We start from the raw sequence: 15,829 nt of genomic DNA on the forward strand, positions 1-15,829 counted from the left end.
ACTTCAGTGCTTCAGCGGCAGCGTTCGATGATGTGTTTTCCAGTCCGTCCCTGCTCCGTGTACGGTCAACTGGAGTTTGCATCATGCTGCTGCCGCGCCTTGCCCCCCTCGTCATTGCCCTGGGTCTGCCGAGCCTCGCCCACGCGGCCCCGACTCACTATCCCCTGACCCTCGAGAATTGCGGCAGCACGCTGACCTTTGAGCAGTCCCCCAGTCGCGCCGTGACCATCGGCCAGGCCGGCACTGAAATGCTCTATGCCATGGGGTTGAGCGACAAAGTGGTCGGCACTTCGCTCTGGTTCAACGATGTGCCGGTGAAATACCAGGCGCAGAACGACAAGATCGAACGCCTGGCCGATAACGAGCCGAGCTTCGAGGCGGTGATCGGCAAACGCCCGCAACTGGTGGTGGCGGAACTGGAGTGGACGGTCGGCCCCCAAGGCGTGGTCGGTACCCGCGAGCAGTTTCACGAACTGAAGATCCCCACCTACCTGATGCCCTCCGACTGCGAGGCCAAGGATAATCTGGTCGGTGCGGATGGCACGCGACTGGAGGCGTTTCGCATCGACAGTATCTACAAGAGCATCAGCCAGCTGGCTGAGATCTTCGACGTACAAGAGCGTGGCCAGCAGTTGAACGCCCAACTCAAGGCCAGCCTGGCGAAGTCTATCGCCACGGTGCAGGCCAAGGATCTGAAGCAGACGAGCGCGCTGTTCTGGTTCTCCAGCGCCAGCCTGGATATCGATCCCTATGTGGCTGGGCACAAAGGCGTTCCAGACTTCATGCTCAGTACCCTGGGCGTGCGCAACGTGATCGAGTCCGACGAGGAATGGCCGACCGTCGGCTGGGAAACCATCGCCAAGGCCAATCCGACCTTCCTGGTCATTGCCCGCATGGACCGCCGACGCTTTCCGGCTGATGACCATGAAAAGAAGCTGCAATTTCTGCGCAGTGACCCGGTGACCCGCAATATGGACGCGGTGAAAAACAACCGCATCATCATTCTCGACGCCATGGCCATGCAAGCCAGCATCAGAATGTTCGGCGGCCTGGAAACCCTGGCGACGGCCATCAGCGGCTACGACCTGCCGAAATGACTTCGACGCTGATTCGAACGTTGCTGGCGTTGATGACGCTGCTCCTGGCAGTGATTGTCGGTGTGGCCATCGGTGAAACGAGTATTGAACCGAATGTGGTGTTCCAGGTGCTGGCCAACAAACTGTGGGCCGCAGGTTATGCCCTCGACCCGATAGACGAAGGCATCGTCTGGAACTACCGGCTGACCCGTGCGCTGGTGGCGGCGGCCTGCGGTGCGGGCCTGGCGACCTGCGGGGTGATCTTGCAATCGCTGTTGCGTAACCCGTTGGCCGATCCTTACCTGCTCGGCATCTCCGCCGGCGCCTCGACAGGCGCGGTACTGGTGGCGCTACTGGGCATTGGGGCGGGGCTGATTTCGTTGTCGGTCGGGGCCTTTATCGGGGCCGTTGCCGCGTTCGCCTTGGTCGTTTTGCTGGCCCGTGCCAGCCGCTCACCCGCTGGCACCGGGCAGATCATCCTGGCCGGCATTGCCGGCTCGCAGTTGTTCAATGCGCTCACCGCGTTTCTGATTACCAAGTCCGCCAGCTCCGAACAAGCTCGCGGCATCATGTTCTGGTTGCTGGGAAATCTCAGTGGGGTGCGTTGGCCGTCGGTGTGGCTGTCGGTGCCCGTGGCATTGATCGGTCTCGCGGTGTGCCTGTGGCATCGGCGGGCGCTGGACGCCTTTACCTTTGGCGCCGACTCGGCCGCCTCCCTTGGCATTCCGGTACGCCGGGTGCAATTTCTGCTGATCAGTTGCGCGGCGCTGGTAACAGCGGTGATGGTATCGATTGTGGGCTCCATCGGTTTTGTCGGGTTGGTCATTCCCCATGCCGTGCGTTTGTTGCTGGGCACCCGGCATGCGCGCCTGTTGCCGGCGAGTGCGCTGGGTGGCGCGGTGTTTCTGATCGCCGCCGACGTCTTCTCTCGAACGCTGATCAAAGGCCAAGTGATCCCGGTCGGCGTTATCACGGCACTGGTGGGCGCTCCGGTGTTCGCGTTGATCCTGATCGGTCGGAGCAATGCCCGATGAATGCCGTCAGCTCTGTTATCGGCGACTCCGTGCTGAGTTGTTCCGGCCTCGGGTTCCAAGTGCGCGACGCCGAGTTGTTGCACGATATCCACCTGGACATCCGCCGGGGCGAAACCCTGGGCCTCGTCGGGCCCAACGGTTCGGGAAAATCCACACTGCTCAAACTGCTGGCGGGCGTGCGCGCCCCCAGCCGGGGCGACATTCGCCTCAACAACCAGCCCCTCAAGACGCTGGCACGGCGAACCGTGGCGCAGACCCTGGCCGTGGTTGAGCAACAGGCCGACACACTGGATGCGATCAGCGTGTTCGATGCCGTTGCCTTGGGTCGAACGCCGTGGCTGTCAGCCTTGAGTCCGTGGTCACACGAAGACGCTGCCATCGTCCAGCAGGCGCTGTGGGACGTCGATGCGGCGCACTTGAAAAACCGCACCTGGCACAGTCTGTCCGGCGGTGAACGCCAGCGTGTTCACATCGCTCGGGCCCTGGCTCAACGTCCGCAGATTCTATTGCTGGACGAACCCACCAATCACTTGGATATCCAGCATCAGCTCGCCATCCTGAACGTTGTGCAAGCGCTACCTGTCACGACGGTCATCGCCCTGCACGACCTGAACCAGGCGTTAACCTGTGATCGCCTGGCGGTACTGGAACGGGGCCGGTTGGTGGCGCTAGGCAAACCTCTTGAGGTGCTGACCCCGCAACGCTTGCAGGATACGTTCGGCGTGCATGCTCATTACCTGATCGACCCTTTCGACGGCGCGCAGATCCTGCGATTTCGTTCCGTTTGACTGAATCTCGGGGTTCGGAAAAAACCGAACCCATGCAAGAGCCGGGATTTAGCCAATCGACGGGGCGAGTCCAGAAGATAAAGCCGACACATTGGCCCGCGCCGCGTGGAGTTTTTTGTAGCTGTCGATCAGGCGCAGGTGTCTATCGAGCCCCTCCAGCTTCATGCTGGTCGGCGTCAAGCCATGGAAGCGCACGCTGCCGTCCACCGAGCCGATCGCCGCATCCATCCGTTCGTTGCCAAACATCCGGCGGAAATTGGCCTCGTAGTCTTCCAGTTCCAGGTCTTCGTCCAGCTTCATCTCCAGCACCACATTCACGGCCTGGTAGAACAACCCACGCTCCACCGTGTTGTCGTTGTACTGCAAGAAGGTTTCCACCGCTTCCTTCGCCTCTTCGAACTGCTGCAAGGCCAGATAGATCAGCAGCTTCAATTCCAGGATCGTCAACTGGCCCCAAGCCGTGTTGTCATCGAACTCGATGCCGATCAACGTGGTGATGTCGGTGTAGTCGTCCAGCTCGCTTTCCACCAGACGCTCCACCAGCGCTTGCAGTTCGTCTTCGTCGAGGCGATGCAGGTTCAGGATGTCGGCGCGGAAAAACAGCGCTTTGTTGGTGTTATCCCAGATCAGATCGTCCACGGGATAGATTTCCGAATAGCCCGGCACCAGGATACGGCACGCTTTCGCGCCGATGTGCTCGTAGACCGCCATGTACACTTCCTTGCCCATGCCTTCGAGAATGCCGAACAAGGTCGCGGCTTCCTCGGCATTCGAGTTTTCACCCTGGCCGGAGAAGTCCCACTCCACGAATTCGTAATCTGACTTGGCGCTGAAAAAGCGCCACGACACCACGCCGCTGGAGTCGATGAAGTGCTCGACGAAGTTATTCGGCTCGGTCACCGCATGACCTTCGAACGTCGGCTGGGGCAAGTCGTTGAGGCCTTCGAAACTGCGGCCCTGCAACAATTCGGTCAGGCTGCGTTCCAGCGCCACTTCCAGGCTCGGGTGTGCGCCGAACGAGGCAAACACACCGCCGGTACGCGGGTTCATCAACGTGACGCACATCACCGGGAATTCGCCCCCCAGGGAGGCATCCTTGACCAGGACGGGGAACCCCTGCTCTTCCAGCGCCTGAATACCGGCCATGATTCCCGGATACTTCGCCAGCACGTTGGCCGGTACATCGGGCAGTGCGAATTCACCTTCGATGATCTCGCGTTTGACCGCGCGCTCGAAAATCTCCGACAGGCATTGCACCTGAGCCTCGGCCAGCGTGTTACCGGCGCTCATGCCGTTGCTCAGGAACAGGTTTTCAATCAGGTTGGACGGAAAATACACCACCTCGCCGTCCGACTGGCGTACGTACGGCAGCGAGCAGATACCGCGCTCTTCATTACCCGAGTTGGTGTCGATCAGGTGGGAGCCACGCAGCTCGCCGTCGCGGTTGTAGATTTTCAGGCAGTACTCGTCGAGGATTTCCGCCGGCAGCGCATCTTTACGACCAGGCTTGAACCAGCGTTCATCCGGGTAATGCACAAACGCCGCGTTGGCGATGTCTTCGCCCCAGAACTGATCGTTGTAGAAAAAGTTGCAGTTCAGACGCTCGATAAACTCGCCCAACGCCGACGCCAGCGCGCTCTCTTTGGTCGCGCCCTTGCCATTGGTAAAACACATCGGCGAGTGGGCGTCGCGAATATGCAGCGACCACACATTGGGGACGATATTGCGCCACGAAGCGATCTCGATCTTCATGCCCAGGTCCGCCAAAATACCCGACATATTGGCGATGGTCTGCTCCAGCGGCAGGTCCTTGCCGGCGATATAGGTGCCGGCTTGGGAAACCGAATTGGGCATCAGCAACGCCTGGGCATCGGCGTCGAGGTTATCCACCTCTTCAATGACAAACTCAGGCCCGGCTTGCACGACCTTCTTCACCGTACAACGGTCGATGGAACGCAGAATACCTTGGCGGTCCTTGTCACTGATATCCGCCGGCAGCTCGACCTGGATCTTGAAGATCTGGTTGTAGCGATTTTCCGGATCGACAATATTGTTCTGCGACAGGCGAATGTTTTCGGTGGGAATATTGCGCGTCTGGCAATACAACTTCACAAAGTAAGCCGCGCACAACGCCGACGAAGCCAGAAAGTAATCGAACGGCCCGGGGGCCGAGCCATCGCCTTTGTAGCGGATAGGTTGATCGGCCACCACCGTAAAGTCATCAAACTTGGCTTCAAGTCGAAGGTTGTCGAGAAAGTTGACCTTGATTTCCATACGGGATTACCAGCATAACGAGCAAAAAATAGGCGGCCATTATCCGCTTTTTCAATCGGAAGTCTTGTGCTTTAGCCCTTCCTCGCCGGTGGGTTGACTCACCAACGGCAACCTCACCACGAACTCGCTACCCTGCCCATCCCCCGCACTCTTGCCGATCACCGTGCCGCCGTGGCTTTCGACCAACTCGCGCACCACCGTCAGGCCAATGCCCAGGCCCGCGCCATTGAACCCGATGGCATGAACATCCTGTACAAAAGGCTCGAAGATGAACGGCAGTGCCTTGGGCGAGATACCGATGCCGGTATCGCGGATGCTTATTTCCACGGTGTCGCTTTCGGCGGTGACCGAAAGTACGACGGTGCCACCTGCCGGGGTGTACTTGGCCGCATTGCCCAGCAGATTGCCGAGAATCTGCGCAAGCCGCACCGGATCGCCGTTCAACGACAAGGCACATTCGGGCAGTTTGGCAATGAAATGCAAGTCCCTGGAGAGCATGACCGGCTCACAGAGATCCATGGCCTCATCAATGACCTGCAGCAGATCGATCCTTTGACAATCGAGACGCAGCTTGCCGGTCTTGACGCGAGAGACGTCAAGCAAGTCTTCGACTAAACGGGACATATGCCGCACCTGGGCTTCGATCACCTTCTGCATGCGCGGCAGTTCCTCGCTGGGCACCCGTACCAGTCGGCCGGCAATCATGCTGATAGGGGTCAGCGGATTGCGCAATTCATGGGCGACCAGGGCAAGAACGTTACGTTGACGCTCTAGCGCGCGTTCGGCCGAGGTCCTCAGGTGTTGCGCACTGAGGGCGGCGATGACCAGGAGCTCATTGGCTTCGCGCATATCCAGGTACAACTGTTGTTCGACCGGCGTGGTGTTTGGCTTCTGCGCCTCGGACTGGGCCGACAGGATCGCTAGCACCAATTGTTGGTTGGCCTCGATCAATTGCTCGATCTGTTGCTTATCGGCGAGCTGGGTGTTGGCGTCGCTCAGCTCTTTGTGCAACGCCGCCAGCACCGCCCGCGCCTCGACGGTTTTCTGGCCGAGCAGGAACAGCTCGCGAGCGACCGTGGCCATCGCTTGCTCATTCTTGCCATTGGCCTCATCCATTATTCTGACTCATTCACTGTCGGTGACAGCAAGCTGCCGGGTAGGCCGGCCGCCGAGCAATCCCTCCTGGTCCGGCAACATTTCACCGATCTGCAAACCGCCGTCATCGATGCGATACAGGCGTAATTCATCGGAATGGGCGCTGGCCCGCACCTTGACCACCGCCATGATGCGCAATAAACGGCTCTGCACTTCAATATAGCGCTGGACGATGATGGCGTCGGTGAGAAAGGCCGTGCCGTAAGGGCTGAAGCGCAAGTCGGTGTAGCGGTCTTCCAGCTCCGAGGTCAGCAAGACACTGACGCCAGCGCTGGTCAACGCCGTGACCATGCGCGACAGCGACTCGCGAAAGTCCTCGCGAAAGGTCGGCGCCAGCGCCAGCTCGAAGCCCGACAGCGAATCAATGACCACGCGGGTCGCGTTCAGGCGGGCGATCTCGCCCAGCAGCAGGTGCACGATTTCGTCGATGGACAGGTCCGGCGCCCGGCTATCCACCAGCCCGACTTTCCCGCATTGAATCAAGTTGGCGAGCGTGGCGTTCTGGGAATGATTGGGACGTTGTTCGAACACCGCGATCACACCGGTCTCACCGTTGCGCGCGCCTTCGGCGAGGAAGGACGCCGCCAGAATGCTCTTGCCCGAACCGGACGGGCCCGCCACTAACAGCGAATAACCACGTGGCAAGCCACCGCCAAGCATTTCATCGAGCTGCGGCACGCCCATGGCCAGGCGCTTGATGGGGAATTCCAGCGGGGCTTCGACCGGGTTGAAAGCCGCGGGAGCAAAGACCTTGATCCCCGACGAGGCAATACGGAAGGTGTGCAGGCCCGGCAGTGTCGGCTGGCCGCGCATCTTCATGATTTCCATCTTGCGCACCATGGAATTGCGCTGAACGCTCTGGCGCAGCCAGATCAGCCCATCGGCCACGGTGAAAATCGGGTTGGTATCGGTTTCGGTGAAATACTCGCCGATCAGGAACGTCGTGGCCTGCCAGGTGGTCATCAGCATGCCCAGTTGCTGGACGAACTGCGGCAGGTTGTTATTCGGGTTGTCCTGGGTCTGGCTGGCCAGCACCACCGAACGGAACGAGTCAACGAACACCAGCGCCGGGGAGTGAGCCTCCACTTCGCTGACAATGCGCCGCAGCACCTCGTCCAGGTCCCCGGCCAGGGTGTCGTCAGCCAGATTGACGTAACGGATCGATTGATTGATCGCTTCGCTGTCGAAGAAATCGAACTGCTGCTGATAACGCAGCATCTTCAGTGGCGGCTCGCCCAGCACGGTAAAAAACAGCGCGGGACGCTCGGGGGTCGCCAGGGCAAACATCATCTGGTGCGCGAGGGTGGTCTTGCCGCAACCCGGCGGACCGGCGATCAGATTGAACGAAAACTCCGGCAATCCTCCGCCCAAGACCTCGTCCAGTCCTGGCACGCCGGTGGCCAAGCGGTTGATAGTCACTTTGGTGCTCATGGCGAATTTTCCTGCGAAGGGGTGTCGCTCAAGGAAGGTTCCCACACGCCACGAAGCAAACGTGCGGTGAGCGAGGGCCCGATCAGCGTGGTCAGCAACTCGTAGAAGATGGTCAGCAACATTTCACCGAAAAACAGCGCATCGGCCTCGCTTTGCTCAACGAGTACGGATTTAAGGGCAGTCAGCACCTGGCCGGCCTGCACCCTGTCGCAGGGGCTGGACAGACGCGGATGATTGGTCCCACACAGATGCAAACTGCGGCGATAAAGCGCAGCAACGCCTTGTTGACCAATGACGGGCGTGAGGGCCGCCTCTATATCCTGCAAAATTGAAATGATCGCGTGGGCGGTCTTTGCAATGTCAGCGTTGGGGCCAACGCGGTGCGTCAGAGAAGCTACGATCTGACGGCTCTCTTCGCTTAGCGTGGACATGGCTAACTGATATCCGATGGGCAGATATCGATAGTACACCCTCAAGAGCGTTATCGAGGCCCCATCGGTCAAAGCAATGCAATTGCGATCACTTACGGTCAGTCAGTCAAACCAGCCCGGCCAAGCGCTGAAACAGAAAATCCCCGTCAACATTGGCTGATACGGGGATTTTGCATCATTACATTACAGATTCGCCTGGAGCCGGCTGGAAAACCACTAACCCCTTTTGACTTTGAAACGACCCAGCACACGCTGCATCAGTGAGGCCCGCTCCGAAAGGTCCTTGGCCGCCACCGCGCACTCTTGTGAGTTGGACTGGTTTTTCTGCGTCACTTCATCGATCTGTTCCAAGCCGATGCTGGCCTGCTGCAAGCCCGAAGCCTGCTCGCTGGAGGCCTGGTAGATCAGCGAAACCAGGTTGGAAACCGCGCTGGTGCCATGAACGATGTTTTTCAGCGATTCGGCGGTCCGGCCGGCGATGATCATGCCGCGCTGGGTCTTGCTCGATGAATCGGCGATCAATGCCGCCGTCTGCTGGGCGGCCTCGGCGCTGCGGGCGGCCAGGCTGCGTACTTCGTCGGCGACGACGGCAAAACCGCGCCCCAGCTCACCCGCCCGGGCGGCTTCGATGGCCGCGTTCAGCGCCAACAGATTGGTTTGAGCGGCAATATTGTCGATGGTGGTGATGATCGCGGTGATGTCCTTTCCCGAGTTGTCGATTTCGGCCATAGCGGCAATCAGTTCGCTCATCAACTTATCGCTCTCCCCCGCATCGGCCCGTGATGCCTGGGATTGCTCATCGGCTTTCTTGGCGTTGGCGGCGTTGTCCCGGGTCTGCGCAGCCATTTGCGTCATCACCGCGCTGATTTCGGTAATGGACGACGCGGAATTCGACGCACCATCGGACAACGATTGGCTCAGATCGGTGACCTGCGCCGAGCTGCCGGTAATCTGGGTGGCGCTGGTCTGCACCTCGGAAATCAACTGGTTCAGGTTGCTGACCATCTTCTCCAGTGACTTGCCGAGGGTATCGTGGGGTGACGACAAGCGGACCTCCAAATCCAGATCCCCTTCGGAAATACGCTCGGCCACCCTGACCTGCCGCTGCAGGCTTTCGGACATGTCATTGAGTGCGGCAGACAGTTGCCCGACCTCATCCTCGGATTGCTGCACCAGGCGGCGCGAGAAATCGCCCAGGCTGATGTTGGCGGCCAACGCCGCGGCCTCGCGGATCGGCCCGACGATTTTCGCCGTGGCGAACCAGAGGGCGACCAACGCCAACAGGGAAATGCCCAGTCCTACCGACACTTGCCAGATGCTGTTGTTGATGCTGCGCGCTTGCAACTCCTGCTCCAGGGCGATGGCCTGGGCCATGACCACGGCCTTGGGCAAGCGAATCAGCACCGCCCAGGGCTTGCCCGTACGACCGAGGGCAATGGGCATCAGTACTTCGATATTCTGGGTTTGCGGATTGAGCAGACCGTCACCCCGACCGCCCTGGATATCGCTGAGCACTTTTTCCCAGGAGTCGGGTAACAAGGCCTTGATCGGCTGGCCGATCAGGTCGGTGCGCTGGCTGTCCGCGACCACCAAGCCCTGGTTACTCAGGATCGAAACCGTGCCTTTGCCGCCGTAGAGCTCGGCAGACATCTGTTCGCTAAGTTTCTGGATAAAGGCGATATCGAAGTCAGCCCCGACCACACCGTAGAACTTGCCGTTGGCCACGATTGGCACCGACAGGGTGGTCAGCCAGACGTTCTTGCCCTGAACCACATAGGGAATGGGATCGAGCACGCTCTCCTTCAGGGTGTCGCGCGGGCCACTGTACCAGCCACCCTTGGGCACGCCGTTGGGATGACGATCCGGGGAGTCATACTCGACCAGTGGCTGCACCGCGACATGACCGTCGGCACTGCGAGTCCAGTAAGGCGTGAAGCGTCCGGTCAGGGGATTATTGCCATCGGTAGCATTACGGAACGCCGGATCCTGGCCGTCCAACGCATTGGGTTCCCAGCAAGAGTAGGTACCGTTGAAGTCCGGATTATCCTTGAGGATGCTGAGCAATACGCTGTTGATCTGCTCACGCCCCAACGCCAAGGGACTTTGCGCGGCCTTGCTGGCGGCAAAGGTGTTGGCCATGGTGCGGGCCGCGTCCAGGGCATTCTGCAGCTTGACCTGGATGGCATTGGCACGGGACTCGGCCAGGTTCTGGATTTCCCGGATCGTTGACTGTTCAACCAGCGCCGAGACTTCGGAAGCGACATATTGCTCATTGGTCCGAGCGGTAAAGAGCCCGTAGACAACCAGGCTGATGGATGAAACAAACAGGCAAATGCCTGCCGTGACACAAATGCGTGCCTGCAATGACTTGAACTTCATATCATCCCCTGCCTGATTCTATTTATTGCCAACGCTAGAGACGACGGTCTCTAACTTATGCACGACGCGGCAAATAACAATCGATCACGGCTGTTTACGCTGTCCACAAGGCAATCGCCTGGAAAGGGCACAGCGATACAGCACTTTAAGTATTTGAAACGTGGCAGGTTGGGGCGTAAATCCGCTCTATCCACCTGAAAAGCAGCTAGAGGTATTCAAATCAAGAACCGAAGGCCTTAGGTGCCAGGGCAGTAAGGGCGATAGGTGGAAGAATGTGCGATCCCTGCTTTTCCAGTAACCCTGGGGTCACGCTTGAACAATTTCGCAGAATCCATTCAGACCAATAACCACAACGGCAAATTAACACGGTCGACTTTTATACAAAATCGAACTTAGGCGTTATACAAAACAGTACTTTGGTCGTAATTCAATACAAGCGCGACATGCAGATGAGCACCGACGCACGAGGTGTCACGCCGGGCTATTTCGATCCTGACGTCACCTGCCGTAGGAAGGCGCTGCCAATGGGACTGGCTGCGGGTTGGCGATCACCCAACGCACGGCCAATTCACAGAGACGATCAGTCTGCTCGCCGTTATCGTTGCCACCCCGTAGAACGGCAGCCAGTGCCCTCGCTTCAGCGAGGTCGGCCTCAGGCAAGGGCACGGCGCTGCCCAGATGGTCAACCAGAGCCACCAACATCGCTTTGAAATCGGCGTCCCAGTTGGCCGATCCGTTGTGGTGAATCTCTCGGGAGATACGGCCACTGATGCGGATCACCTCACCCTGCGCCGTCGCTGCGGCGCCCGAGGATGGCACCAGCAGCTCCCACAGTTGTTGATGCTGGTCTGGCCAGCCACTGGCCGTCACGACGATGGCAGCCTGACCGTCGTGAACCTTGCGAGAAGCAACGGGCTCGACGTCGAAAAGGCGATAAAGACAGGTCAGGGCAGCATCCGTTGCCTCGAGGTAGTCCGGATTGAAAGAGGCCCGGTGAAATTCGAATTCACGGCCGATGCGCTGCACTTCAACGAGCATGCCCTCATCGCGCTGCAGCCCTGCCGCCAACAGGGTCTGGGCGATTGTCGCGGTGGCCTCGATATCGGCGTTGCGGGTAGTCGCCAGGGCAATATGCAGGACACCGTGCCCTTGCCGACTCTTGGCATCGACATTGGCGCCACGGCGGATCAGGGCAGCGATGGCCTCGGCTTTGTGGCTGTTGGCCGCGGCATGCAACGGCGTGTAGCCCTGGTAATCCTGCGCCTCGATATCGGCACCCAAATCCAGCAGCAGGTCGATACCCCCGATCCAACTCGAACTACGATGGTGCAAGGGTGTTCGCTGGTAAGTGTCACGGGCATTGATATCGGCGCCCTGCTCCACCAGCCAGCGCGCCAGTTCGTCGGGACAGTTGTAAAAGCCCAGCGCGGTGCTCTTACTGTAACCGCCCGTGGCTTCAAGCTCGCACGCATCGAACACGGCGACCAGCTCGGCAAACGAGGCCTGCTCCAGCAATTGACCGAAATCCTTCGGCAGTGTCTTGCGTTTACGCTTACCCATGGCGGCGGTCACCGTCCTGATCAAAAGATTTTTCAGCATAAAACCCAACACTCATTGGTAAACGGCCATCTGGATGCGGATCAGACTTTTTTAGTCCTCGGCAAGAAAATCGCCAACACCCCAAACAACGGCAGGAACGAGCACAACCAATACACATACTCGATGCCACGGATGTCCGCCAGATGCCCCAGCAGCGCGGCGCCAATCCCGCCGAAACCGAACATCAGGCCAAAGAACACCCCGGCGATCATCCCGACATTGCCCGGCACCAGCTCCTGGGCGTACACGACGATAGCCGAGAACGCCGAAGCGAGGATGAAGCCGATGACCACGCTGAGAATGCTGGTCCACAGCAGGTCGACGTGAGGCAGGATCAGGGTGAACGGCGCCACGCCGAGGATCGAGAACCAGATCACCGCCTTGCGCCCGATCCGGTCGCCAATCGGTCCGCCAAAAAAGGTCCCCGCCGCCACTGCACCGAGGAACAGGAACAGGTGCAACTGGGAAGAGGCCACCGACAGGTCGAACTTCTCGATCAGGTAGAACGTAAAGTAGCTGGTAAAACTGGCCATGTAGAAGTACTTGGAAAACACCAGCAGCCCCAGCACCACCAGCGCACTCAGGACCCGGCCCTTGGATAGACCATGGGTGGCCGCCTGGCCTTGCTTGAGCTTGAACAGGTTCAAGTGGTTGGCGTACCAGCGGCTGATGCGGTACAGCACGAACAGCGCAAACAGGGCGAACAACCCGAACCAGGCCACATTGCCTTGCCCGTAGGGAATGATGATTGCCGCCGCCAGCAGCGGGCCGAAGGCCGAGCCGGCGTTACCGCCCACTTGGAACGTCGATTGCGCCAGCCCGTAGCGCCCACCCGAAGCCAGTCGTGCCACCCGCGATGCTTCCGGGTGGAAGGTCGACGAGCCGATACCGATCAATGCCGCCGCCAATAGGATCAAGGCAAAACTGCCGACCATGGACATCATCACCATGCCGATCAACGTGCACACCGTCCCGGCCGGCAGCAGCCAGGGCTTGGGATGTCGATCCGTGTGATAGCCGACCCAGGGCTGCAACAAAGATGCGGTCAACTGGAACGTCAGGGTGATCAGGCCAACTTGGGTGAAGGTCAGGCCATAGCTGTCCTTGAGCATCGGGTAGATCGACGGCAGCACTGCCTGGATCAAATCGTTGATCAGGTGCGCCAGCGCCACGGCGCCGATGATGCGCATGACCAACGGGCTGCTTTGCGCCGGGGCGGCAACGGATGGGGTGGCGGCCTGGGTATTGCTGGTAGCCATAGGAGTTTCCATACGACAGAGGGTGCACAGGGGCAGGTGCGCCAATGTGCCATTTTTCGGTGCGACAAGGCTATCCCCTTAGCTTGCTATCGACCTTGAAAAAATTGTCGAATACCAAGGTGATAGCTCAACGCCATGGTCTGAATCTTGCCTTGTTAATGAGCTACAACGCGGCTCCTTACAAAGGAGACCGAGAATGGGAAGTTTCGCTACAGAGCTGGCCTACCAAGCCGATTTGGACAAACTTTCGTGGCCTTTTAAAAGGGCACCCGTTTTTGCACTGTGTAAAAACGCACAAAAACAGTGCAGGGGTGTTCAGGGGAGTATGGGCATGCAGGCTTTTCTATCACCGGGAATCAGGTTGTTGGGGCATTTCGGCTTCGCCCGCAAATTCCAATTGCTGTTCCTGCTTTTTATCCTGCCGCTCATGGGCAGCCTGTGGCTCATCGGCCAGGACTATCGCGACAAACTCAGCCTGATTTCCGGAGAACGCGCCGGGGTTCGCCAATTGCTGGCACTGGATAATCTCGACAACCTGCTCACCGCCCAGCGCAACCGCGCCGCCCGCTGGCGTGCCACCGAGACCAATCGGCAGCCGACACCCGCGACACTGGCTGCGATGGCGGCGTACGAAGCCGTGCAACCCACCCTCAACCAGGCGGCCAATGACCTGGCCAATACCCTGCAAACCGAAGGGGCCGAACCCGATACCCTCACCCGCTATCAAACCCTGCAAACCAGCCTCAACGGGCTGGATTCGAAAAGCCTGGGCGGCGTGGGCTGGTGGCCAGATGGCTACGACCGCTTCACCACGGCCCTCAGCGCCCTGCAGGCGTTGCGCGAGCAGATGGTCATGGATAACCGCCTGACCCTCGCCTCTTGGCTGGAAACTTATCTGCTGACCCAGATCTCCACCCAACAGACACCGGACCTGATCGAACGGGTCGGCCGCCTGGCCAGCGTTGGCCAGGCCTCCGTGGTGTCGGGCCAGTTCACGCTGCAGAGTCGCCTGCAACTGCGGGACCTGCGCAGCCGTATCGGTGACGCCCGGGATCAACTGGTCAAGACCGGAGCATTGCTGGAAACCCGCCTGCCCAGCGATTTGCAAACCTGGGCCGGACAATTCCAAGGCAGCCTCAAGCACTTGGACGCCGGCCTGAAAGTGCTGGATGACGGCGTGTTCGGCGGCTCCATCAACCTGAAGCCGGAAGACTTCGAAAAACACATGGACGCCCTTCTCGCCGATCTGGCGACCCTGCGGCAACAATCGCTGGTGGCGCTGGACACGCGGCTGGATCACTACCAGGGTTCGGCGATTCGCCAGTTCATCCTGGTCGCGACGGTGCTGGGCTGCCTGCTGCTGGCGGCGCTGTATCTCTTTGTGTGCCTGCAAGCGTCGATCCGGCGCAGCGCCAGCGGCATCACCCTGCTGGCCGAGGCCCTGCGCGACGGCAATCTCAGCCTGCAAGTGCCGGTGCAAGGGCGCGATGAACTGGCGGCCATCAGCACCGCCCTCAACGTCGCCGTGGTGCAGTTGCGCAACAGCCTGCTGGGGGTGGACCACGAAACGTTGCAGTTGAGCAATGCCGTGCGCACCCTCAATACACACTCCAGCGGCGCCTTGGGAGAAGTCGAAGCCCAGCAGATGCAAATCAGCCAGATCGCCGCCGCCGCGACGCAACTGGCCGCCACCTCCCAGGGCGTGGCCAAGAGTTGTGAACAGGCCTCCGATAGTGCCCAGCAGACCCGCCGCATCGCCGCCGACAGCAGCCGTGACAGCCAGCGCACCACGGCGAGCATTCAGCAGCTCAACCAGCGACTCAACGAAACCGCCGCCGCACTGGGGCGAGTCAGCGAACAAGGCCAGCAGATCCAACTGGTGGTCGATACCATCCGTGGCGTGGCCGAGCAGACCAATCTCCTGGCCCTCAATGCCGCCATCGAAGCGGCTCGCGCCGGGGAACAGGGCCGTGGTTTCGCCGTGGTGGCCGATGAAGTGCGCAGCCTGTCGCAACGCACCCAGTCCTCCACGCAACAGATTGCCGGCACTGTCGACAGCCTGCGCGCCACAGTCAACGAAGCCGTCAGCCTGATGGAGGCCGCCTGCGGCCAGGCCCAGACCGACGCCGAAGCCGTGACCGGCCTGGGCGAACGGCTGGGAGAAATTGCCAGCGCCGTGCAAAGCGTCACCGACACCTTGGCGCAAATCGCCACTGCCGTGGATGAACAAGCCAGCACCGCCGACGAGGTCAGCGGCAATATCCAGCAGGTCGACCAGGCGGCCATGCGCTTGCTCGAAGGTGCACGGGCCGTGAACGTGGCGGCAGATACCTTGAGTCAGGGAAGCAAGGCCTTGAGCGCCAACACAGGGAGATTTCAGCTCAGCTGACAGGGATTTGCGGT

General features: G+C 60.0%; 11 protein-coding genes and 1 pseudogene. 4 read left to right on the forward strand and 8 right to left on the reverse strand.

The window, feature by feature from the left end; translation table 11 throughout:
- The first annotated feature begins 83 nt into the window (after window positions 1–83).
- The 3 genes from AB7M32_RS28460 to AB7M32_RS28470 are packed head-to-tail and all read left to right on the forward strand — an operon-like array spanning window position 84 to window position 2,898.
- Entirely contained in the window at window positions 84–1,097 is a 1,014-nt protein-coding gene (locus AB7M32_RS28460; protein WP_454252064.1) for an ABC transporter substrate-binding protein, read from the forward strand.
- Complete coding sequence (locus AB7M32_RS28465; RefSeq protein WP_454252065.1) at window positions 1,094–2,110, forward strand: FecCD family ABC transporter permease; 1,017 nt, start codon at window positions 1,094–1,096, stop codon at window positions 2,108–2,110. The genes AB7M32_RS28460 and AB7M32_RS28465 overlap by 4 nt, the downstream gene beginning before the upstream one ends.
- Window positions 2,107–2,898, forward strand: coding sequence for an ABC transporter ATP-binding protein (locus AB7M32_RS28470; RefSeq protein ID WP_454252066.1), 792 nt, complete (start codon window positions 2,107–2,109; stop codon window positions 2,896–2,898). Before AB7M32_RS28465 ends, AB7M32_RS28470 begins: the two co-directional genes overlap by 4 nt.
- Window positions 2,899–2,946: 48 nt before the next feature.
- Here AB7M32_RS28470 and AB7M32_RS28475 read toward each other — a convergent pair whose 3' ends face one another.
- From AB7M32_RS28475 to AB7M32_RS28510, 8 genes and pseudogenes are all read right to left on the reverse strand, one after another.
- Window positions 2,947–5,172, reverse strand: a complete 2,226-nt coding sequence (locus AB7M32_RS28475; RefSeq protein ID WP_454252067.1) for an OsmC domain/YcaO domain-containing protein — start codon at window positions 5,170–5,172, stop codon at window positions 2,947–2,949.
- Between the two features lie 51 nt (window positions 5,173–5,223).
- Window positions 5,224–6,288, reverse strand: coding sequence for a sensor histidine kinase (locus AB7M32_RS28480; RefSeq protein ID WP_454252068.1), 1,065 nt, complete (start codon window positions 6,286–6,288; stop codon window positions 5,224–5,226).
- Between the two features lie 9 nt (window positions 6,289–6,297).
- Window positions 6,298–7,758 (reverse strand): RAD55 family ATPase, encoded by a 1,461-nt coding sequence (locus tag AB7M32_RS28485; protein WP_454252069.1) that lies wholly within the window; start codon window positions 7,756–7,758, stop codon window positions 6,298–6,300.
- Window positions 7,755–8,189 (reverse strand): hypothetical protein, encoded by a 435-nt coding sequence (locus AB7M32_RS28490; protein WP_072412161.1) that lies wholly within the window; start codon window positions 8,187–8,189, stop codon window positions 7,755–7,757. The genes AB7M32_RS28485 and AB7M32_RS28490 overlap by 4 nt, the downstream gene beginning before the upstream one ends.
- A 216-nt stretch (window positions 8,190–8,405) precedes the next feature.
- Window positions 8,406–9,311, reverse strand: coding sequence for a methyl-accepting chemotaxis protein (locus AB7M32_RS28495; RefSeq protein WP_371857833.1), 906 nt, complete (start codon window positions 9,309–9,311; stop codon window positions 8,406–8,408).
- A pseudogene (locus AB7M32_RS28500) lies at window positions 9,306–10,568 on the reverse strand (PDC sensor domain-containing protein); the annotation flags it as partial. The pseudogene AB7M32_RS28500 and the gene AB7M32_RS28495, both read right to left, overlap by 6 nt.
- Window positions 10,569–11,066: 498 nt before the next feature.
- Window positions 11,067–12,167: an ankyrin repeat domain-containing protein gene (locus AB7M32_RS28505; RefSeq protein WP_454252070.1), complete on the reverse strand. Its 1,101-nt coding sequence runs from the start codon at window positions 12,165–12,167 to the stop codon at window positions 11,067–11,069.
- A gap of 41 nt (window positions 12,168–12,208) precedes the next feature.
- Window positions 12,209–13,426 (reverse strand): MFS transporter, encoded by a 1,218-nt coding sequence (locus AB7M32_RS28510; protein ID WP_454252071.1) that lies wholly within the window; start codon window positions 13,424–13,426, stop codon window positions 12,209–12,211.
- Window positions 13,427–13,757: 331 nt separating this feature from the next.
- Between AB7M32_RS28510 and AB7M32_RS28515 the strand changes: the two genes are divergently transcribed.
- Window positions 13,758–15,815 carry a methyl-accepting chemotaxis protein gene (locus tag AB7M32_RS28515; protein ID WP_454252072.1) on the forward strand — a complete coding sequence of 686 codons (2,058 nt, stop codon included), beginning with the start codon at window positions 13,758–13,760 and terminating at the stop codon, window positions 15,813–15,815.
- Window positions 15,816–15,829 lie beyond the last annotated feature (14 nt).

Source organism: Pseudomonas sp. R151218B TE3479 (assembly GCF_053629195.1).